The organism is Flavitalea plasmicola, assembly GCF_030546645.1.
GTDB lineage: Bacteria > Bacteroidota > Bacteroidia > Chitinophagales > Chitinophagaceae > Puia.
The window spans coordinates 293129-314471 of sequence record NZ_JAUOTO010000006.1 but is presented as its reverse complement, the minus strand read 5'-3'; the positions used below and the strand labels follow the sequence as shown (position 1 = coordinate 314471).

The window sequence follows — 21343 nt, the reverse complement described above, 5'->3', positions numbered from 1 at the left end:
TGTCTATTGGACAATAACGATGAGACCTCTGCGTACAGGATTCGTGTACGATGAAATTTTTGTAATAAAGCATCACGGAAGGAAACCCATTTTCCCATTTCGTCCCCTAATTAGAAAGCCATAAAGGCCCCAATAATATCCACTTCACCTAAAATTTATACAATGAGCTTTGCTAAACAGTTTTTTAACAAGACCATTTCGGACCTTAGTTATCAAGACATTGTCGATTTTTTCGCGGACGCAAAAGATGAAACGGATAGGATCGAATTCAAATCCAATTCACCAAAGAATCCCAATGAAGCAGATTTTCAGCCTATCAACAAGGCCGTATGTGCATTCCTGAATTCCGAAGGCGGTTTAGTTATCTGGGGGGCGCCTGTTGGGCAAACTGTAACTGGCAAAAAGGAAAAGGTTTTTCAAGGAGCCTTAACACCCACAACAAAATCATTCGAAAAGGATCAATTCATTAATAAAATATCTTCGGCTATTACTCCTGTCCCCCGTGGTATATTGTTTAATCGTCTGGAGCATGCTGGTGCATATATTTACGTAATCGAAATTGAACCAAGCGAATATAGTCCACACCAGACCGATAATACTTATTATATGCGCCTTGATGGCCAATCTAGGCCTGCGCCGCACCATTACATAGAGGCGCTTTTTAAAAGAATAAAGTTTCCTAAGATCGACGGATATATTGTCCTCAGTGATTATAGATTAGATGGAGGTAATTTCTTTATTACTGCCACTTTTATGGTTTTTAATCAGTCAAGATATTTAAATGCAGATAATGTCCACTTACGAGCAATTATTACAAAAGGAGTAAGATTTGTCGGCACAGGTGCTTCTGATGATTATTATGGAATGAGTAATCATGAATGGAATCGTGTGGACAGCAAGGTTTTATATAATAATGCACCTCACCGGTTCTCACAACAAATCCAAATTAATCCTCGTGAATTATCGAGTATTGGTAGTGAGTTTGAGATATGGTTCTATTTCGCGGCCAATAACTCTCCGTTGCGAATTAGCCGATACAAAATCCGATTAAATTTAACTACAACGCAAGTGACAGATTATAATGGTCTTTTTACCGAAATAAACGAAAACAAATATTGGTATGAGCACGCTGATGGCCTCGGGAAGACTGAACAGGATCGCCTGAAGGAAATCTTAGGACGGGATCCAGTAGACAGGCCATAGAGAGTCCCAAGCTCAGAATTTCGTTTATGCTTAGAAATACGAAAATGCCGCGGGAAAACTGCCCAATGCGGGGCCCTTATATTAGTATAAGCAATACTTACACTATGCCAAGCAAAATCTTAAAAGCTAAGATCAAAGCCTGGGTCTTCAGAGAGCTGACTCGGTAAGATGCGTGAGTGACTATCAAATCTATATGCAATAAGGCGGAGCTGATGAATTTGCACCGGACGGTTCAGTGGAGTTAAAGGAGGATGCCCTTGACTATATCACGATTGTGCTACTGAATACTAACGAGATTAGCTTTTCCTATTGATTGCTGCCGGATCTACTGACAGCACTTTTATCCGGCTACAAGGTTCCGGAAGGCTGCTTTGTAAAGGTATATCTTATAGCCATGGGCGGCATCGCTATAGTTAGCGAACAGGTGGCGGAGCTTTTTAAATTCCTTCCCATTACGGATGCCTCTGTTGGCTGTGGTGGCAGGAGAATATAGGACGGTATAGGCAATTGAGCGCCCTAAGATATCAGATGGCAGCATCCCCGTTTTATTTTTTGCCACAGCGCCGGGCAGGTATTTGTATCCGAGCACTCCTGTATAGAAGGTACGCAGGGCGTTGTTTTTACCGATGCCGCTGGTAAAAAATACCTGTTCAATCTGGCTGTCCCGCAATTGGCTGACAAGGGCTGTATTGTAAAGACGGGGGATGAGGTCTTTATCCAGAGCGGTATTGTTTTTTCGATTGCAAGTGCGGATGGTATCACTCATGGTGATGTGGTGATCGGCTAAGAACTGCGATACAGCCTCGCGAGAGGTGGGTCTGGTCATGTGATCTGGGAAAATCTCTGCAAAGATGTTCCAAAGGCTACACTGGCTGCCATAGAAAAAGTCCATCACAAATTTTGTATGATCATGAGGATGGATTGTGCCGATGATGATGGCCTTTGCCGTGGGATCCACGGGATAGAGATCGAGGTATCGGTGGTGCGTGGTCATAGACTACAAAGGTAATGGGTTCGCTGTCGTACTGCCTCAAATGCGTGGTATCCGCCGGATGTAAGATACGCTGTGAACTTGCCTCGTCGCCAGCTGAAGTGATTAGGGACGGCGGGGGACTTATAAGGCTGTATTTTGACAAAAGAAAGGCGGATTGGTAGCTACCTGTCATGGCTAGCCGTCGTGGATTTCGACGGAAAGTGCAATGGAAAATGGCTCGGAAGCTAATTTCACGCTGCTAGCACTTTTTCTTACACTTACTAATTAAGTGATTGATTATTAAATATATTACTTCCCCAGCAGGGGGAGCTTGGGTATCAACAAGTTTAAAAGTCGCTTCGGCGACTTTTTTCGTTTTTGCCAGCAATTTGCCAGCAGATTTTGGGGGAAGTGTTTGAAAGAACTAATTAAACATAAAGGCAAGGCTTTAGATCGCACCGGTAATTGTTTGTATACCTGCGGATCGCTTGGTTATATGGATTTGCTATGGCTTTTTTTTCTTCTTATAATTTTTCCTTCTTTCCTGGAAAGTTGCAAGAACACGATACCTATGATCGATATAAAAAGTATAGAAAGAACTGAATCTTCAATGCCGAAACGACTGCCGATAAGTAATTCCGGGCCTTCATAGCTGGCTTTAATTATTGTACCGATATCTTCTATACCAGACAAATTTGAGCCATAAAAAGGTTGAGCAAAATTCCAACCCAGATGAAAAGCGAACGGAAGCCATAACCGTTTTGTGTAGAGGTACATTGTCCCATGAGCAAACCCAAAACTCAAAATCAAGAAAATAGATAATACTGAAATATTGTCATTTGCTAAATGCTCTATCATAAATAGTATTGACATAAGCAATAATGCCCAATAGGTTCCCATCCAGTCTTCAAGAATTCTATAAATAATTAACCTGTCAAAAATTTCCTCGATCAATGCCGCAACTACTAACAACGAAAATGGAGCCAATAGATAAGAAAAGTTCGAAATGCTTATTATTGAATAGTACCCCAATACATACAGAATCAACATCACTACCGACAATACTGAAAAGCCAAAAATAAACCCCCCGAACAGTTCTGCCGGTAATTTTTTGGTTGAAAGCTCCTTGATTTCCCTTTTTTCATAAACCCTGAACACATAGAAATAGCTTACCAAAAGAACAGCTACAGAAACATAATTTACCATTGTGTCTGCAATATATTTTGCAGGTATGATAGCGTAAAAAACAGGTTTGGAAATAAAGTTCTGGACTCCTACCAGCATTGCAAAACAGATTGCTGTACTCAAAATAATTTTTGTTACCGGGAAATAGAGGAGTTTCTTAAATGGCTTGTTCATATTCATTTCTGCAAACAAAAGAATATAATATCTTTATAGCAAGTACATACCTATTTGTATCCTACACACCAATACTATACTAATGCTGATTATCAATCAATAAAATTTTATGAAAGTGAAGAAAAAAACCAGACTACCACATTGTGCTGTTGACTATGCATTTCAACGAATAGGGGGAAAGTATAAAGGCAGAATTTTATGGGTCCTTAAAGATGGCTTTTTGCGATATGGAGAATTAAAAAGAGCTGTAGTGGGAATCTCGCCAAAAATGCTTACTCAAACATTAAAAGAGTTGGAAGTTGATGAACTTATTGCAAGAAAGGTTTATTTGGAAGTACCGCCAAGAGTTGAATATACACTTACCACTACAGGAAAAGAATTAATCCCCTTCATCAGGCAAATGCGAGCCTGGGGTGAGAAGCAAATGGCATTGAGTCGCATTGAAGCGTGAGATCACTTGTAACGTGGATATTTTGATCTTTAAACTGAGGAAGAGATTAAGCGCTGATCCGTCTGTTAAGATGGTGAATGTGCATGGCAAAGGATACAAAATAATTGTGTAAAAAAGACCGGCATGGACGTCATTAACCTGAAATACCGTTAAAAGCCTGTAAATCTGCTAATGTAAGCTCCCCTTATTTCCGAGCCACCAAGGATTGGAGCTTTACCTAAAAATTCAAAAAATCCATATAATTCTGTCGGTTTACTGTTCCTGTTATACTTCCAGGGTAGGCTTCAAGAAACGAAGCCGGGATTTTCACTTTCGCCTTTTCGTTCCATTTAAACTCCCACGCATACAATTTACCTCCCGTTTCTTCGATCATATCAATCTCTTGTTGTTGATGCGTACGCCAAAAATAACTGTTCACATAATGATTGGCATAATGGTTGGCTTTTTTTCTTTCACTTACCAAAAAGTTTTCCCACAATGCACCTATATCCTGCCGCAGGGATAACGGAGAAAAATTTTTTATGATCGCATTTCTTATCCCGTTGTCGTAGAAATATATCTTTTTGCCTTTTTTGATTTCGTTGCGAAGATTGCGGCTGAATCCTCCCAATTGAAAAACCACAAAGCATTTTTCCAGCAGTTCGACATACCGGTCAATTGTCTTATTGTCTGTACCTATGGTTTGGCCAATTTCGGTATAGGAGATCTCATTTCCTATTTGTAAAGCAAGTACGACCAGCAACCTTTCTAATAAAGCCGGTTTTCTCACATCTTGTAATGAAAGAACATCTTTATACAGATAGTTATTGCCAAGATCCAGCAGGTTCGCCTGGGCTTCTGCCGGTGAATTAACGATGTCAGGATAAAAGCCATATATCATACGCTGTTCCAGTAGCCTCGTTTCCTGTAAGACGGAAGTATTTGCCGTCATTTCTGCTGTAGAGAACGGGTATAGATGATATTCGCGTTTTCGTCCGGTTAAAGGCTCGTTTATTTCATTTGCCAGTTCCAGGGCGGATGAGCCCGTGGCTATTATTTGTATTTCTTTGAAGTTATCAACCAGAAGCTTTAATGTGAGCCCAATATTTTTAACTCTTTGGGCTTCATCTATTAATATTAAGGCGTTATCTCCGATCAAGGCTTTCAAAGAAGTAGAGCTGGCATTTTCCAACATTGGCCGGATATCGGGTTCATCACAATTTAAGTAAAGCACCTTACTTTTTGATTCCTTCATGATAGCTTGCAGAAGGGTGGTTTTACCAACCTGCCTGGGCCCTGTTATTATGATAGCCTTACCTTTGAACAGGTTTTTTATAATTTGTTCATATATAGCTCTTTTAACCAAAAGATGTTGATTTATAGCCAAATTTAATTAAAATCAGGATATAAAAACCTTAAATTGTAGTAAATTTAGGGCTTATAAACCTTGAATTATGATAAAATCCAGGTTTAGCCTTGTCGACCATTCTGAGCAGAAACATCTGTTGGCTTGAGTTTCAGGCAGATCATTATGCAGGTAATTGACTAAACGCGAGCAAATCCTCGACTAATTGGTTAGATATCTGTCCAATTAGGGCGCAAGCTTAAGGCCGGCAGAAATGCCGGCTTTTTTATTTGCGTCCGATCCAGTTTACCTGAAGCTGATTCAGCCTACGAGCCTGTAGCTCGTATTTGTTCCAGCTTCATCTCAATTTCCTTTATTCTACCGTACCAAAAATTCATTGCATCCTCAGTATTAACAGCTTTGTTTTGAAGGCGTAATTCGCCAGGGATTTTACTGATGAAATTCCAATACTTGCTTTTTTCACGGTCAATCTCCTTTTCATTAGTCGGCACAATCCTTTGTCGCAAAAATTTTAGATTCGCGTGATAGTTTTTTATATCTCCTCAAAGTATTGAATGGTCGGTTATTTAGCTTTGTATAAACAAATTCATAGTGTATGCGAAAACTGATCCTGGAGGAATGGATGTCACTTGACGGCTATATAGCCGACAAAAATGGTGGCTTGGATTTTTTTACTCATTTAACACCCGAGCAAAATACTTATTCGGACAACGACCAGCTGAAATTCCTGGAAACAGCTGACAATATCCTATTAGGTCGCAAAACCTATGAGTTGTTTGTAGCTTTTTGGCCGGATGCAACCACAGACAAGGAGGTGATTGCGGACAAGTTGAATGAAATCCCGAAACTCGTCGTGTCTAACACGATAACCAGGGCTCCATGGGGTAGGTGGCCGGATGCCGAAGTAATCAACGGCAACGTTATCGAGGCGATTAAAAAGCTCAAGGCGCAACCAGGGAAGAACATCGTCCTCTGGGGAAGTATCTCCCTGGCGCAAACGCTGATGAGAGAAAATTTGATTGATGAATACCATATCCAGCTGTGCCCTGTCCGGTTAGGTGGCGGAAAAAAGCTTTTTCCTGAGGAATTGGATAGTGCTGACCTTGAACTTGCTGAGGTAAGGAAGTATAACACCGGAACTGTTTTTTTAAATTACCGGCTAAAATAATACTAAGAGAACACCATGTGAATGCTTTAAAATTGCGACAATGGCAATTCGCTAAATGCCACAAAATCAGCGATAACCTGGTTAGACAATGGTAAAGGAGGGGGAGCGAGAAATCAATAAGGAAACTATTCTGTGTTCAATCGCTTTGCCATTAATAAAATATTCCACAAGGATAAAAGATCTGAGCCGCTGTCAGCATAAAAGGTATGTGAAAGATCGCTCCGGTCGATTATCGTAATTTCGTTCCACTCCTTCTTCGGTTTTATAGATTTGAGATCTACGGATTGGTGCTTGAGAACTGGATCAATTTCTGCCGAAAAGATTTGTTTGATATCCTTAAAATTAAGTTTGATAATTCCCTTTTTGTCCCTGCCAATTACCTGGCGAGTACAAATCAATGTCCATTCCTCGGTTCGTCTCGTGAAAAGTAATACTGGTTTCCCAGAAGTCAATATGTCGATTTGGGCAAGAAAGGGCACCTGGATATCATTGGAAAGGTCGTTAAAATAAAAGGCAAATTCAGTCGGCAGGCTATATTGCTTTGCCTTCCAGATCAATTTGCTTTCTATGAACTCGTCGGTCTTTTTCATCAAGTTGTAAGGGTCCTCGAATATATTTATTGTAGCATTCCACACAAAGCCAGTCACCCCCATCCCGGTAGCCTTCTTGTTGATCAACAGGATTCTCCGAGATCTCTTGCCAGCACAGGCTGCAATGTTCATGGTCCCAAGCATTCGCGTCCAAGGTTGCTCCATCCGAAATAGTCTCGCCAGGTTCTAGCTTTCGGAGTGCCCGGCCCTCATGGGTATCCAGACTCCGGGGGCTGTTACAAATCTCGCTTTTATCCAATACCTGGTGATATCTTCAATAAGTTCTATTTGATCCGGAGTCCACCAATCCTCACGGATTGGGCGCGCATTTTCGTCCATATTGAAAATTTACAGGAGAATTTGTTATACCTCCTTTCATAGGAGCAATTCTGCGTTATCTGCTATTTTGTTCATCAATGGAGCAAAATATTGCAGGTTGGCTTCGCTCACAAACATTGGAGTTAGAAAATCCCCCAACCGGCAAGTGATATGAAGCTTGTCGAAGCCAGGGCGCGGGCCGTATATCTTCGCTTCCGCTACCCAGGAATCTGCAACGCCATTTAATTCAACGTCGCTAAAATAGTACTCACCGTTTTCGACAATATCAAGTGCGAGATTCATAGTAATGGCATTTACTCAAATTTACCATCCTTAAATGCATGGTTTAATATTGACTTAATTCGGCCGGAAAAGCCTTTAGTTGCGTTTTATATAAGTATGTGTGTTTTTTAACTTAAAGCGATTTCCCCGGTTATATTTGATAGATATTGATCAATAAAAGCATGATTGTATTCATTGTGGTTATCAAGTAAATTAATTATACCTTGGTCAGCCAAAGGTATTAGCTGGCAAACATAGACCTCAGCACTATGTTTGAAAATAACTTTTGCTTAAACCTCTTGGGATAGATATAATTCTTACTTCTAACGGTAATTTACAGAATTATAATGAAATGGGAAAGGGCCGCAGGACGGGTGACCCTTTAATAATGAGGACAGCATTCATTTCTAAAAAGAATTGTATATTGGTGAAATTGAAATCGCTGAACGATAGTGATGCTTCAAAAATTCAGTTCTAAAATAACACCTAATTGGAGAAAAAGGTTGATCATAATGCCATTAGTGTCTGCGACGAATGCGGAAGCGAATATTATAGTCAAACTTCGATAATGGCGAACCTATGCCCGGAATGTTCTCATCTCTTATACGGCTATAAGAATTGCAAACATCATTTTGAAAATGGGAGATGCACAGAATACTTTTGGAACGGAAATACATCAGAGCATCTGAATAAGTAAAAAAACAAATAATTCAACTGTAAATTTGGGTTATATAATAATATGAGTTTTTCTATTAACAGGTATAATGATGATCAGGACGCCTTATAAATGGAGTTATATGGGATTAGAAATAGTGGCTGATGCCTTCAGGGAAATGGAAAAATCAGAAATTACATACTACCTCTCAAAACTTGACTAAATGGGCTTTTTTTCGTTTCTCAGGCGCCAATTGTCTACCCGAGTTCCCACACCCGAGAATGATCCAAGCGAATATGTTCCGTCATTTTGGGAGGACGACTATTGCCAAATTGAAATTGTACCATTAGAGAATATAGAATTCATCAAAAAGCAAGTCGGGCAGATCGAAGATTTGTCAGCAAAGTCAAGGAATGGCGATGGCTTCACAGACATTTTCGTAAGGGGCCAACTACCCACCCCAACAATTTCAAAGGAAATAAGAGTTGACTATTTGGAATGGAGACTTTCAAGTTGTCAATTATCAAAAGCAAAATCTATTCGGTTTGACGGAAGGAAAATAATGGATTGCCAAACGGGCAATACAAAGGCGTTTGGATTTCCAAACTTTACGATCTTTTTTGACACAGAAGGCGAGTTTGTAAAAAATATTTGGATACACATCGGCAATATAGTTTCTGCGCCACAGTTTGACACTATTCAAGCTGCGTTGCACGCTTTGGGTGAAGAGTGCGAGGTTATTCTTATTGATTGGAACAGTTCAGAGTTATTTGACCTAGCTGACAAAACCAGAATTGGGAAATATTTAATGGACTATTGGAAATAGCTGATGCCTTCAGATAAATTATTTATATACCGTGACCGAGAAATACCAGCCAAACCAGTAAATTGAAATTGACTCGAAACTATCAGATGTCAAACAGAAAACTATCTTTCATAATTGCATTTATATATGTGTGCCTGGGTACAATTTACGCCGTTATACATATAAATAATCTCAGTTGGGGGGAAGGACTTGAAGACTTGATAAATACCATATTTATGCCTGTTTCATTTTTTATGGAACTAATTATGTTTGTTGAGAGGGACGCATTTATATATATATTGATGAGTCAAACTATCATTTTTTTTATAATGTGGGGGATTCTATATTTTGCCATATCTCTGTTTCGAAAGGATCCCATAGGCGTGACTAAATAGCACTTCATTCGTTGCAGCAAATCACTAAATGCAATCAATCTCGACCAGTTGGTTGGATATCTGTCCAATTAGGGAGCTGAGGTACAAGCATTTAAAAGGCCGCTCCCGCGGCCTTTATCATTTTTGCCAGTAAAGCCTCCGACGTGGTTAATTTCCCGCACGTCGGTAACATGGGTGGCAAATGCAATGACTAAACCACCCAGTAAAATAATCCAAATAAAATGTCCGGACACATCAACTCCAAACGTCTTAGTCATGCAGCGTGAAGGATTCACCTGTAATTTCTCAAAGTTAAAAAGAAAAATAATGAATGAATTGAAAGACAAAATCGCAGTGATCTATGGGGCAGGCGGCGAGATCGGCGGCGCTGTCGCCCATGCTTTCGCACGCGAAGGAGCCAGGCTTTTTCTAACCGGCCCTCGCTTAGCGTCTGTGGAAGCGGTTGCCAGGGACATCGTGTCTGCTGGTGGCGATGCAGAGGCAGCGGAGGTCGATGCCCTTGATGAGCAGGCGATAGATAAGCATCTGCAGGCCGTAGTGGCTAGGGCGGGCCGTATCGATATTTCGTTCAATGCGATGGGGAACTCGCCCACCAAGTGGCTGGGGGCATCGCTGGTCGATATGGATCTTAAACAATTCTCCATGCCCCTCACGAGCTATATCACCTCCTACTTTCTGACTGCGCGTTTAGCGGCCAGACGCATGCTCCCGAATAAATCCGGAGTGATCATGACGGTTACTGCACCTCCCGCCAGAATAGGCACGCCCAACGGAGGTTATGGTCCGTCACAAGCTGCCAAAGAAGCGCTTACCCGATACCTGTCGCGTGAACTTGCGCCTCAGGGCATCCGCGTGGTCGGTCTGCAGCCCCACGGCATGCCGGAAACAGAGACAATAAGGGAAATATTTGAAATCAGGGCGAAGGCAGCGGGCGTAACCTGGGAACAGTTTTCGGGCTATCTTGCAGACATGAACCATCCCAAACGGTTCCTGACACTCGAAGAGTTGGCCAATGTAGCGGCCTTTCTGGCTTCCGATAAGGCAAGCGGGATGATGGGAACGACCGTCAATGTGACCATGGGAGCCCTGGACGACTAGTATCTGCTGACAAAGACCAATTAATATCAACATAAAGAAAACTACTATGACTGAATTTGTATACCTCTATCGAGGTTATGAACCACCTGCATCTCCTGAGGAAATGCAGAAGAAAACGGCCAAATGGATGACCTGGCTTAAGGAGCTTAGTGACAAAGGCCATGTGAAATCACTCGGAGATCCTTTGCAACCTGGTGGCAAGGTAGTCAAAGGCAAAAAAAAGCAGGTGATTGACGGCCCCTATGCCGAAGCTAAAGACGTGGTCGGAGGTTATAGTATCATTGTGGCCAAGGACATCGAACAGGCTGTGGGGTTTTCCCTGGGATGCCCTATTTTCGAGGATGGCGGTTCTGTAGAGGTACGTCCAATCGGACAGCCAACATTAGGCGATGGATATTGAGGAACATTTTTTCCGGCATGAATTCGGAAGAATCGTTGCCACGCTTACCCGGCTCTTCGGAGTCCGTAACCTGGCATTGGCAGAAGACGTCACTCAGGACGCCTTCTGCCGTGCTATGGAGACGTGGAAACTACGCGGTCTGCCGAAAAATCCTTCCGCATGGCTGATGGCCGTTGCCAAGAACCGTGCCTTGGACATCTTGCGCCGGGAGCGCACGGCCAGAGTGTCTGAGCCAGCGCTAACGCGGTTTCTTGAATCGGAATGGACGCTGGTTCCTACGGTAGAGGAGGCGTTTAGTGTATACGCTGTGAAAGATTCCCAGCTACGTATGATGTTTTCCTGCTGCCATCCCGACCTCTCTGAAGAGGCTCAAATTGCACTTATTTTGCACATATTATGCGGATTCAGTGTAAAAGAGATCGCCCAGGCCTTCGTGAGCAGTCATGCCGCTGTTGAAAAACGCATTACCCGGGCCAAGAAAATATTGGCGGAATCCACCCAACTTTTTGATCTCGCCGATACGGATTTTCCCTCCAGACTTTCCTCCGTTCTGCAAGCATTGTATTTGCTATTCAACGAAGGGTATCATGGATCCTCACCTGAGGCGGCTGTGCGCATGGAACTTTGCCAGGAAGCCATGCTGCTTATGAATTTAATCATCGAACAACCTGCTTTAGTAACCCCCCAATCCTATGCGCTTGCCGCGCTGATGTACCTCAACGCGGCCCGTCTGCCAACTCGTTTAGATGGTTCGGGTAATCTTGTTTCGTTCTTTGAGCAGGATCGGTCTTTATGGAATCATACCCTCGTAGCAGAGGGACAAGCGCTTCTTGACCTGTCTGCGGCTGGCACAGAACTGACAAAATATCATATTGAAGCGGCGATTGCCTCCATGCATATTAGTGCCGCCAGAGTCGAAGATACCGATTGGCAACAGATAGTATCGCTTTATGATATGCTTATGGCTATTCATCCTTCTCCGGTGATTGCACTTAACCGTGCGATTGCCATCGCGCAGCTGGATGGCCCGGAACGGGGATTGCAGGAGATACGCCTCATCCATGACCTTCATCGCCTTTCTTCTTACCCGTTTTACCCGGCTACGCTTGGTGAACTTGAACTCCGTCGGGGAAATTACCCGGTTGCAAAAGCGCACTTCTCTACAGCGCTTTCGTTGGCACGTAATCCCATGGAACGTAATTTCCTGCAACGGCGTATAGATACATGCAAAGAAAGCTAAACAGGGAGAAACACAATTCTATATGATCGGGACGGGCCAATGATCTATTACGCCGCCGCTGAAATAAGCATTGCCCAATAAAAGCTCATGGAGGTAACCCTGGCGCTGATGCCACGGCGAATGAGTTGGCGGGTGCATGCAACGATCCTTTCAGTTTGATTGTTATCTCAGGAAATCGTAAACCTCCCCCTTCGTATGAAGAACGGATATTTTTTCCCTGCCCTTGTTGCCTTTTCTTTTGTAATGAACGCCTGTTCCAAAAAAGACAGCGCGTCCGGGATGCTGCCACCTCGTGATTTCGGCAGGGCCAATACCATTGCATTTTACCTGTTTGATGAAAATGGGACCAACCTGGTTGAAAAGTACGGTAAGACTATCGCTCTAAGCTACCCCCAGGACACAGCCAACAGCGACTTTTCACGTGATATCGAAAAGGTGATCGATGACAAGGGCAGGTCTTACCTGCACATTTTCTTCCGTGGATTTAAAAACAGTCTTTCCAGTCGCTTCACGTTAACCATACCCGAACACAGCACAGATCAGGTGTCCATCAGGTACAAATTGATAACGGACGGCGTATTGGGCGGTCCCTTTGCTGCGGACATCGAATCGCTTCTGTACAACGAAGTGAAAGTGTATTCTGATACTGATGGGAGACCCTGGTCTGGGCGGGTAGTAGTTACCAAAAGGACCAATAAAACCACTGTGGCTACCAATTTCTAATTACGAGGTTGACGGGGCTGTAACTTTTCGGCTAGTAAGATCATTATGGAACTAGCACCAATATCAAAAAGGGCAAATAAAATGGGGGAATTTGACAGGGTATAGCCAATATTTTTCCGGTTCTTTATCGGTATAAATAAAGGCACAGCATGAAATTTGTTTTTAATATAACAGCGATCTTATGCATCTTATCTGCGGTGCTACCCACAACAGGTGTTTTTGCACAGCAGGGGGCCGGCAAACTGGTGACCGTTGCAGGCCGGATCATTCATAGCGGTGATTCCACTCCCAAGGTAGTAAAAGTAAACTTTTTCCACCCGCTGAAGAGTTACAACAAAAGCGCCCGGCTGGATGAGAACAGTGCTTTCCGTGTCCAGGAAGAAATGATCTTTAGCCAGAACATGACGGTGCAGTTCGGCGACTTTTTTATTTACCTCTATGTCCAGCCGGGCGATTCCGTTCACCTTACCATCGACGCTTCTAAACTCACTAAAGGTAATTTCGATTGGCTTATCATTACAGGGGACCAGGCAGCGTTCAGCAGCCAGCTCAACAACTGTGTTAACTATCTGTATAAATTACCGCATCCGAAATATGACTTTACTGCTTCGTCTGAAAATATGTTGCAGCAGGTGAAGAAAAGTTACTCCTCGTACATGGAAGCGCTGGAAAAATATGCCCATCTCAACGCCCTTGACCCGGCGGTAACTGAATGGGCGCGGTGCGATATCCGGTACCTTATATCGAATCAGATAAATGATTATGTGGACATAAACAAGATATCGTTCCCCAGCCAGCAGGAACGCATACGACTATTTACGCATGCGTTTTTTGATACGCACAATACGGCCAATTTCCGAAGCGCAATGTTCTCTTATCATCTTGCCAACTATGCATATATGATCACCCGGTCCGATACAGCTGTTGCACGCTCGCTGAAAGAAAGCCGGCTGAGAGATGCCTTTAAACAGGGTGTGTCAATTTTGCTAAAAGAACCGGCTACCCCATGCCGTGATCTCATGATCTACCGGTTTATCTCTTCTCTGACCGATAAGGAACCTGCCTTGCTGGACTCGCTGGGTAATCTTGACAGTATTTTTACGAAGTCGTTTTATACTGCTTATTTAAAAGACGAGGTGACCAGGAAGCAGTATCCTGTTTTTCCGAATACGCCTCTTCCGGGTGTAAGCTATTTAACCTCCCGGGGGGAGACGGAACCGCTGCCAGCACAGGATCTCTTCAGCTACCTGACCGGGAAATACCCGGGCAAGGTGATCTATATAGACGTGTATGCCACCTGGTGTGGTCCATGCCGGGCGGAGTTCAGGCAAACCCCTGCTTTGCACAGCGCATTCGAGAAAAAGGAAGTGGTTTTTGTAAACCTGTGCCTGGAGTCTGATAGTGCCGCCTGGAATAAAATGATAAAAGAGCAAAACCTGGATGGTGAAAACTATTTTTTAGATGGGGATGCCGGCCACCTATTCATGGGTACTTACGGCTTGCCGGGATATCCCAGCTATATTCTGGTGAACAAAGATGGAAAGATCGTAACTATCCGGGCCCCCCGGCCTTCCGAGGGCGGACGGACTGTTAGTGCGATAGCGTCGTTGATGAAGGATGGGAAGAAATAGGATTTGCCCCTTACAGAGCCGCCAGCACCCGAATAATTCGGAAATACAAAGGCAAAATATTACATTTATAAATGCAACTGGCTGATCTGATCGCTGGAATAAGGGATACATTCCTTGTATTTTATCTGACCAAGCTAGGCTTGCATTTTTATCTTGACCTGAGCCGCGAAGAATACGATATAATGGTAGTCACTCGATTTGATAGCCGGAAATCGCAATTATTACATTACTACAAACAGAAAGAATCAGGAGCAAGAAATATAATGAAAGGGATATGCAACGTATGTTTTTCAATCTCGCTCTTTTTGCTTGTATTGTGGATGTTTTTTGGGCTTGGCGACATGATAAATGCACTTAACGCCCCAGTGAAAGTCTCTCAATAAAAAAGCTGCTTCAGGTATAAGGGCATCCATATTACATCATTGCTAATTCGAATGCAGCTGACATTTGTTCCTGCTCCTGGCGCGGAATCTGATATTTATTGGCCAGTTGCCGCCATTTGCTTACAGTTTTCTTGGTCCGAATGATAATATCTTTGGCTTGTGAGCTCGTAACCCGAAAGTACCCCGCCACAGAGAGTGCCAGATCAAAGTCAAGAGAATTGTCATCACTGGAAATATTCAGCGACAGTCCTGTGCCAAAATATATTGGATTGATATCATATGCCGGTGAAAGTTGCCAACCCGATTCAGTAAGCAAAAATCCGTGGTTTCGAAGGTGGTCGTCAGTACTTTTGATGGCAATCGAAAATACAATGCGGCGCCACAGTTGCTCCAAATCTGCATTGGGAGCGGCGCCTTTTTCCATTATAAATTGAACCAGGTCCAGATAGGAAACGCCCGTCAGAGCATCCGCACCATCTGTTTTGCTCAATAGGGTCATTGCAGAAGCGAAATGGAGACGTCTTCCCTCCTTTGTTCGGTCAAACCGTTTAGAAAGAAATGTGTCGTATTTGCTATTGAACCGCTTAATTATACCATGGGCAGTATTAATTTTGCTTTCTGCAGCAAGTTCTGCTACGAGCATTTCCCAGGCACCCACGTTTGCTGTGTCCTTTACACTTGGGAACTTAGCGATCCATAGGTGACCTTTTTCATCTGTTACACTGGCCTTGGGTCTGGCCCCCCCCAGAGACGCGCCGGGAGCAATTAGCATGTTGATCCAATGCAGTGCTTGTTGGTCTTGTAGCATATCGTTCTCAAACTCCTGACTGGCATGTTCCAATTCCCGAAGGGATGTCCAGGGCGGAGCAGCTAAACATTGGTCTTCCTGTTGAAAATTGTCATTACCAGATATTTTAAAGCGTAACCCTCCCATACGATGCAAGTCGTAAACTCCCAACAAATAATCTTCCTCAAATAAGGTCCTGGCTTTACGCTCCTGTTGGCGTGCAAGTATTGCCTCCCTTCTGCGCATTAGCTCTTTACCCCATCTATCGGGGGAAGAATCCATAAAGACGCCAAAGTTGGGTTTATCCTTTGCTAAATATTGAGGGCCCGCATAAAATTGCAGGTCCGGATCCAGGTCTTGGGCTTTGCCATTCTTTATCCATTCTTTATTATATTCAAAAGAAAATACCCCGTGCCCTTTAGTCCGGGCCACGTGTAACGTCCCGATCATCGTGGGACCACTCAATCCTTTCCAGTCTGCATATACGAATATGTCCATTCTTATTTCTTTTTAGGAGCACGTTTTTTTACTATTAATTCAGCATCCTGTAAGCGACGTCCCAGCTCGTCATCAGAAGCCACCTTTAATAAATCCTCGGCAAGTCCCAGTACAAACAATACCTGACAATATGCCCCAATCGTAACCGTTGGCATGCCTCTTTCAATATTCCAGAGTGTGGTACGATTGATACCCGCCCTTTCAGCTACCTGTTCCGTCGAGAGCTTACGGCGAAGTCGAGCGAATTTGATGTTCTCACCAAATTGACCAAGAATTTTTTGGGCCTTGGGTAATAAGGCAATGGATCTATTATTCATAATGTTGCTTATTGTCAACAAATATAGGAAATTTGTTGGTTATAATCAACGTTATGTCGCGTATTCAAAGAACTTGATAAAATTACCGAGCTAAATGAAGATTGAATTTGTTGATAATCAATAGATGTGTCTCCCAGCAGGGATGAAATTGTCCATCTTTTGAGCGGAGGCTTTGGAGGACTTTTGTTTCTTGTGAACGATCATTAGTAGGAGGCTATCATCTTCCAGAGAACATATTCCATTATCTTAGTTCCCAGTATGAAAAAATTATTCTTTGGCTTTTTTGGACTGCTCATTTTTTCCGCATGTAACGACAGCGGCACTTCGCGTTCCCTCTATACGGACATCGGCACCTCGTCACCTTCCCTGAAAATAGATCCACAGAACTGGGGTGGTGATTTTACGATCAATATCTGGAAGACTCAGCATATTTCACACGAAAAGATTTTGTATACTTTACTTTCCTGGTATGGAGATAAGCCTGTCGGATTTTACCTTATTCTCAGGAAGCCCGAAGGGAAAAGTATATTCGTAAATCACGGCGCCACGTTTAAACCAATGGGAGATACAAGCAACCATTTTCTGGCGGTGCTGGCGAAGATTTATGGGATCAGGCGTTCGAATTTGGGCTTCGCCGACAGCGTAGTCGCCACTTACGCGAACTTAAGCGATATGGCTGACACTCAAACGCCCGGCAACTGGGCTGCGGCACAGACAAAGCTGTTTTTTGGAGATGGTTCTGTGGAGTTATATATGAATATTGACCAAAGGGCAGGGACGATTTCTTTTCCCGAAAAGGACAGCGCTAACCGGGCCGGCCTTATTGACGCATTTTCACGGGATATAAAAAGATAAGTACCTAGCCTGATATTCTTACGGCACGTTTAGTGGCCCCCGCTGCGAATGATAAAGGAGTGCCGGCTTTTGAAAGATCGCCGCCGTCAATTTTTATATTGCTGCAGGCTGCGCCTTCCACACGCATAAAAACGGCTGCGGGGCTAAGTACGCGCGTTGCGGTTAGCAAAACATCCTGCGCATCGATCATCCGCAGCACCGACTCGGCATCCTTGTTGCCCTGTGCGCTCAGGCCATTTATGGCCGCATCTGTCACCTGGTCAAAGACAATGGCGGGTCGGAGCTCGGGTGAGGCTACTTCCAACCGTACATTATTCAGCGTGAGACCTTTGACATTGCGGGCATATAAGCCATAGGCCGGGAAAACGCCATCGGCATAATATTCACCTGCATTCTTGGGCACATTCCGTACAGCCGCCTCTTCTGCCGTGCCCCCTCCGGCGAAGGTGATATGGACATCGTTAAAGCTGATGTTCTCGAGCAAAAATCCTTCGGCGCCATTTACGGCTATGCATGATTTGATCTCACCCGGGTTGTATTTGCTTGGAAACTCGGCATCGGCCAGCGGGACCGGAACAACCACGTTGGCATGAATGCCATTGAATGAGATATTGCGGGCTGTACCCGGATTGTCTACCGAACCCATGCCGATTGATATCGGACCAGTGACCCTGTGCATCACCAGGTTGGAGAACGAAATATTTTCCATCCGCGAGTGGCGTTCGCAACGCATTTTTATGGGACAGCCATAGGCTTCGAAAATGATACAATTGGAGATGGTGATATTTTCAGCCACGCCGCCGCCAAAGCGGAAAACCGACCAGCGGGTGCTGAACGTGCAATTGGTGATGGTGATGAATTTGCAGCTGCCAAACAGTGCGCAGGCATCGTCCTGGGATTGTACATCGCAGTTAATGACATGCACATATTGGCAACTGATGAAATGAAAACCATCGTTATTGTGGATCACACGGCCATGGATATGGATCCCGTCGAGCTTCACATAGCTGCTTTGAATAATGCGTACGGAATGGTAAGCACAGTCCTTCAGGAATATATCATTCACGATGAGGTTCTGACACTGGTAAAAAAGCAGATGATAGGGGCGGTGGTTACCGGTGATGCCTGCCGGCGACGGCGCGCCCTTCGTGGGGCTGCGGAACTGCGCGCCTTGTCCGTCAATGGTACCTGGTCCTTCGATGCGGATGTTCTCGGCCTTTACGGCAAACAACAAGCCTACATTGCCATCGTTCAATGTCGTATCGCCGGAAAGCGGGATGGCTTCGGCTGCGTAATATTGCCTGCCATCGGCACTGCCTAATAATTTACCCTGCGGGGCTATATGCAGGGTGACATTGCTTTTCAGCTCGACTGTGCCAATGACAAATACCCCGGCGGGGACCAGCACCGTCCCACCCTGGTCTTTATTGCAGGCATCGATAGCGTCCTGCAAGGCTTTGGTGGCAAGTGTCACCCCATCCCCTTTGGCGCCGTAGTCGAGGATATTGTAAATGCGGGCACCCAACAGGGGGTCGGCCTTTGGGTTGTTTGCAGTTTGTGCATGTAACAATGCAGGTGTCGAGGCCGCGATGCCTGTGCCTACGGAAGCCCTGGTAATCGTTTTTAGCCAGTTGCGCCTGGAGAAATGGTCGTCTTGCGTTTGCATGTTTTGTTAGGTAAAATCAAATGTAGGCTTGTTTGGACAGGGGTATTAGCCGTTTTTTGGCTAAACATTAATCACGATTGGCATTTAGGGCATAAAATATACGGAATCGCTCTATGCTTTAGGCCTTCCAAAAAATAAGACATAGCCGTCTGCATCTGTTACTTCAAACCCACGCAGTCCATCGTCGTCGTCCCGGATGGGTTGGCGGAACGTTACACCTGCGGCCCGGTATTCCTCAAACAACGTGTCCGGCTCCGCCGTAGAAATATATGCATCCCAGCGGGCCCATCCGTACCGGGTATGATTGGGGGCCGGCTTGATCTCATCAGCATTTCCCTTCAGCATAATGGATATCTGATCACGGCCTACAATAGCAAAAAAAGGATCGTCATCCGGACCGATGTAACGGACTTCAAATCCGAGCTTCTCTACGTAGAATGCGACCGAGGCTTTTAAGCTTGTCACAATAAAGAAAGGCGAAATGTAGGTAAGGTTTGACATTGTTCAGGCATTTATGATGCGTAAAGCAACCATGCTATACAGCTTGCCTAAAATTAAGAAAAAGAGACAGCCTGGGCAATTATGATACGATGGTTTGTTAATCAGATGTTACCAGCGCTGGCTGGCAGGCAACCATAGGGTGATAAACCTCGTGACAGGAGAAAAATCATGCTATGAAGGTATCTATTTACAAAAAGCCAGTTACTATCTTTCTTGTGGTCTGTTCTCTCGCGCTGACAGGGAAGGCGCAGGTGCAACTGGGCGTCAAGGGTGGCCTTAATATTTCTGAAATGTTGACGAGCGGCAATCCCATTACCCTTGTCGAAGGAAATGCTCAAAACATGCGCTATTTTCCCAATACGACTGTCCATGGTGGAGTATTCTTATCCCTTCCACTGGGTAAAAAATGGGTCTTCCAGCCGGAGCTGGTGTATTCCAGCCAGGGGGCTACGGCAAGGCCCGAAAAAGATTACCTGGTCTCCGCCACGGAGGATTACAGATTGGGCTATCTCAATCTCCCCCTCCTGATAAAATATAAGTTGCCTGTGGGGTTTTTTGTCGAGACGGGGCCCCAGGTGGGATTTTTGCTGAGCGCAAAGACCAATGAAACGATGGTAGGAGATGTCAATACTGTCCGTTATAATATAAAGAATCAGCTAAAATCGACCGATCTCAGCTGGACACTTGGCGCGGGCTATTGCAGCCCCTTCAATGTGGGTTTTGATGTACGATATAATCTCGGATTGAGCAATATCAACCAGGCGACGGCTGAGGGCCTAGCCAATGCTCCTATTCCGAATGGCACCATAAAGAATAGCGTGGTGCAGATCGGGGTGTTTTACATCTTCGGGAAAAGGACATTCAATCCGCCGGGGGTGGAGGAATGAGATGGCAGTGGGTAATAATATGGTTTTCTTGCTTTTCAATATTTTGACGGATATTTCGGTCAAAGGTGGGCAAAAATGACTGAAATATCAGTCATATTATTATTTTACCTAGATGTAGGAGGGCTCAGCTCTGCCCAGGCAAGTCCCTCAGGCAGGCTGGAATTACTGAACTCAATATGTATGACCCTTCTCCTGTTACCGCTGGTTGTACGATTGGATGCGTGCTGTAATAGCGGTCGCATGATCATGATGCCGCCGCTGTTTACCGTGCAAATTTCTTCCACGCCTGGGCCTTTTGATCTTTGCACCCCATGGCGATGTGACCCTGGAATTACCCTTAGGGCACCGTTATTCTCATCCGTATCGTCGAGATGGATGCGAATCGTAAAAATATTCTCCAATATATCCAGAGGCGGTTGAACGGCGTATTGACCTTGCTTTATTGTCCACGGGCCGAACCCCGGCAGGTCAAGTTTCCTATCAACTGAAATAGTCAGGTCCTGGTGCCAGGCCACAAACCAATTCGACTGCTGGGGCTTGTCGAAGTAGATTGATTTAACGACGAAATACTTCGGTCCAAAATATTGGGCTATGATGGCATTCAAGCCAGCATTAAAAATCAGGGGCTGGATCTGTGGTACTTCTTTCAGAAATTGCCGGATCGCATATAAATCAGCTGTTTTTCTGAAGGTGAGCTTTGCCGCATTTGCCTGGCTTATCTGTCCGGCAATTATTTCCACTTCTTTGGGTGTGAAGACGTCATTGATTACAGTATATCCCTTTGCATGCAGGTTCGCTACGCTCATTTGTAAA

At 44.3% G+C, this 21343-nt stretch carries 22 protein-coding genes; 12 read left to right on the top strand and 10 right to left on the bottom strand.

Annotation, left to right across the window (positions count from 1 at the left end):
• The first annotated feature begins 162 nt into the window (after window positions 1-162).
• Entirely contained in the window at window positions 163-1203 is a 1041-nt protein-coding gene (locus Q4E93_RS23015) for an AlbA family DNA-binding domain-containing protein (RefSeq protein WP_303589321.1), read from the top strand.
• A gap of 340 nt (window positions 1204-1543) precedes the next feature.
• Here the strand turns inward: Q4E93_RS23015 and Q4E93_RS23010 are convergent, their stop codons facing one another.
• Both Q4E93_RS23010 and Q4E93_RS23005 read right to left on the bottom strand, forming a co-directional pair.
• On the bottom strand, window positions 1544-2197 hold the full coding sequence (locus tag Q4E93_RS23010; protein WP_303589318.1) for a uracil-DNA glycosylase family protein: 654 nt from the start codon (window positions 2195-2197) through the stop codon (window positions 1544-1546).
• 471 nt (window positions 2198-2668) lie between these two features.
• Window positions 2669-3535 carry a CPBP family intramembrane glutamic endopeptidase gene (locus Q4E93_RS23005; RefSeq protein WP_303589316.1) on the bottom strand — a complete coding sequence of 289 codons (867 nt, stop codon included), beginning with the start codon at window positions 3533-3535 and terminating at the stop codon, window positions 2669-2671.
• Window positions 3536-3644: 109 nt separating this feature from the next.
• Here Q4E93_RS23005 and Q4E93_RS23000 point away from each other — a divergent pair, with 109 nt between their 5' ends.
• Window positions 3645-3986 carry a winged helix-turn-helix transcriptional regulator gene (locus Q4E93_RS23000; protein WP_303589314.1) on the top strand — a complete coding sequence of 114 codons (342 nt, stop codon included), beginning with the start codon at window positions 3645-3647 and terminating at the stop codon, window positions 3984-3986.
• A 217-nt stretch (window positions 3987-4203) separates the two neighbouring features.
• Here Q4E93_RS23000 and Q4E93_RS22995 read toward each other — a convergent pair whose 3' ends face one another.
• The gene (locus Q4E93_RS22995; protein ID WP_303589312.1) at window positions 4204-5331 is read right to left on the bottom strand and encodes an ATP-binding protein; all 1128 of its coding nucleotides are present in this window, start codon (window positions 5329-5331) and stop codon (window positions 4204-4206) included.
• Window positions 5332-5926: 595 nt separating this feature from the next.
• On the opposite strand from Q4E93_RS22995, the gene Q4E93_RS22990 reads away from it, so the two are divergent.
• Window positions 5927-6499, top strand: a complete 573-nt coding sequence (locus Q4E93_RS22990) for a dihydrofolate reductase family protein (RefSeq protein WP_303589310.1) — start codon at window positions 5927-5929, stop codon at window positions 6497-6499.
• Between the two features lie 125 nt (window positions 6500-6624).
• On the opposite strand, the gene Q4E93_RS22985 is transcribed toward Q4E93_RS22990, so the two are convergent.
• Window positions 6625-7221 (bottom strand): hypothetical protein, encoded by a 597-nt coding sequence (locus Q4E93_RS22985; protein WP_303589308.1) that lies wholly within the window; start codon window positions 7219-7221, stop codon window positions 6625-6627.
• Window positions 7222-7464: 243 nt separating this feature from the next.
• Window positions 7465-7710 (bottom strand): hypothetical protein, encoded by a 246-nt coding sequence (locus Q4E93_RS22980; protein WP_303589306.1) that lies wholly within the window; start codon window positions 7708-7710, stop codon window positions 7465-7467.
• 857 nt (window positions 7711-8567) lie between these two features.
• Here Q4E93_RS22980 and Q4E93_RS22975 point away from each other — a divergent pair.
• From Q4E93_RS22975 to Q4E93_RS22945, 7 genes are all read left to right on the top strand, one after another.
• A complete protein-coding gene (locus Q4E93_RS22975; RefSeq protein WP_303589304.1) occupies window positions 8568-9170 on the top strand; it encodes a hypothetical protein in 603 nt (200 codons plus the stop codon).
• Between the two features lie 629 nt (window positions 9171-9799).
• Complete coding sequence (locus Q4E93_RS22970; RefSeq protein ID WP_303589302.1) at window positions 9800-10642, top strand: SDR family NAD(P)-dependent oxidoreductase; 843 nt, start codon at window positions 9800-9802, stop codon at window positions 10640-10642.
• Window positions 10643-10688: 46 nt separating this feature from the next.
• Window positions 10689-11042, top strand: a complete 354-nt coding sequence (locus Q4E93_RS22965; protein WP_303589300.1) for a YciI family protein — start codon at window positions 10689-10691, stop codon at window positions 11040-11042.
• On the top strand, window positions 11032-12282 hold the full coding sequence (locus tag Q4E93_RS22960; RefSeq protein WP_303589298.1) for an RNA polymerase sigma factor: 1251 nt from the start codon (window positions 11032-11034) through the stop codon (window positions 12280-12282). Before Q4E93_RS22965 ends, Q4E93_RS22960 begins: the two co-directional genes overlap by 11 nt.
• 195 nt (window positions 12283-12477) lie before the next feature.
• On the top strand, window positions 12478-13005 hold the full coding sequence (locus Q4E93_RS22955; RefSeq protein ID WP_303589296.1) for a hypothetical protein: 528 nt from the start codon (window positions 12478-12480) through the stop codon (window positions 13003-13005).
• Between the two features lie 149 nt (window positions 13006-13154).
• The gene (locus Q4E93_RS22950; protein WP_303589294.1) at window positions 13155-14636 is read left to right on the top strand and encodes a TlpA family protein disulfide reductase; all 1482 of its coding nucleotides are present in this window, start codon (window positions 13155-13157) and stop codon (window positions 14634-14636) included.
• Window positions 14637-14707: 71 nt separating this feature from the next.
• The gene (locus Q4E93_RS22945; RefSeq protein ID WP_303589292.1) at window positions 14708-15019 is read left to right on the top strand and encodes a hypothetical protein; all 312 of its coding nucleotides are present in this window, start codon (window positions 14708-14710) and stop codon (window positions 15017-15019) included.
• Between the two features lie 31 nt (window positions 15020-15050).
• Here the strand turns inward: Q4E93_RS22945 and Q4E93_RS22940 are convergent, their stop codons facing one another.
• Together Q4E93_RS22940 and Q4E93_RS22935 are read right to left on the bottom strand one after the other, a co-directional pair.
• On the bottom strand, window positions 15051-16304 hold the full coding sequence (locus Q4E93_RS22940; protein WP_303589290.1) for a type II toxin-antitoxin system HipA family toxin: 1254 nt from the start codon (window positions 16302-16304) through the stop codon (window positions 15051-15053).
• Between the two features lie 2 nt (window positions 16305-16306).
• Window positions 16307-16621 (bottom strand): helix-turn-helix domain-containing protein, encoded by a 315-nt coding sequence (locus Q4E93_RS22935; protein ID WP_303589288.1) that lies wholly within the window; start codon window positions 16619-16621, stop codon window positions 16307-16309.
• 258 nt (window positions 16622-16879) lie between these two features.
• On the opposite strand from Q4E93_RS22935, the gene Q4E93_RS22930 reads away from it, so the two are divergent.
• Window positions 16880-17476, top strand: coding sequence for a hypothetical protein (locus Q4E93_RS22930; protein WP_303589286.1), 597 nt, complete (start codon window positions 16880-16882; stop codon window positions 17474-17476).
• A gap of 4 nt (window positions 17477-17480) precedes the next feature.
• On the opposite strand, the gene Q4E93_RS22925 is transcribed toward Q4E93_RS22930, so the two are convergent.
• Together Q4E93_RS22925 and Q4E93_RS22920 are read right to left on the bottom strand one after the other, a co-directional pair.
• Window positions 17481-19142, bottom strand: a complete 1662-nt coding sequence (locus tag Q4E93_RS22925; protein ID WP_303589285.1) for a glycoside hydrolase family 28 protein — start codon at window positions 19140-19142, stop codon at window positions 17481-17483.
• A gap of 111 nt (window positions 19143-19253) precedes the next feature.
• Window positions 19254-19643, bottom strand: a complete 390-nt coding sequence (locus Q4E93_RS22920) for a VOC family protein (RefSeq protein ID WP_303589283.1) — start codon at window positions 19641-19643, stop codon at window positions 19254-19256.
• Window positions 19644-19816: 173 nt separating this feature from the next.
• Here Q4E93_RS22920 and Q4E93_RS22915 point away from each other — a divergent pair, with 173 nt between their 5' ends.
• Window positions 19817-20530: a porin family protein gene (locus tag Q4E93_RS22915; RefSeq protein WP_303589281.1), complete on the top strand. Its 714-nt coding sequence runs from the start codon at window positions 19817-19819 to the stop codon at window positions 20528-20530.
• A 104-nt stretch (window positions 20531-20634) separates the two neighbouring features.
• Here the strand turns inward: Q4E93_RS22915 and Q4E93_RS22910 are convergent, their stop codons facing one another.
• Window positions 20635-21336 (bottom strand): phytanoyl-CoA dioxygenase family protein, encoded by a 702-nt coding sequence (locus Q4E93_RS22910; RefSeq protein WP_303589279.1) that lies wholly within the window; start codon window positions 21334-21336, stop codon window positions 20635-20637.
• Window positions 21337-21343: the final 7 nt, after the last annotated feature.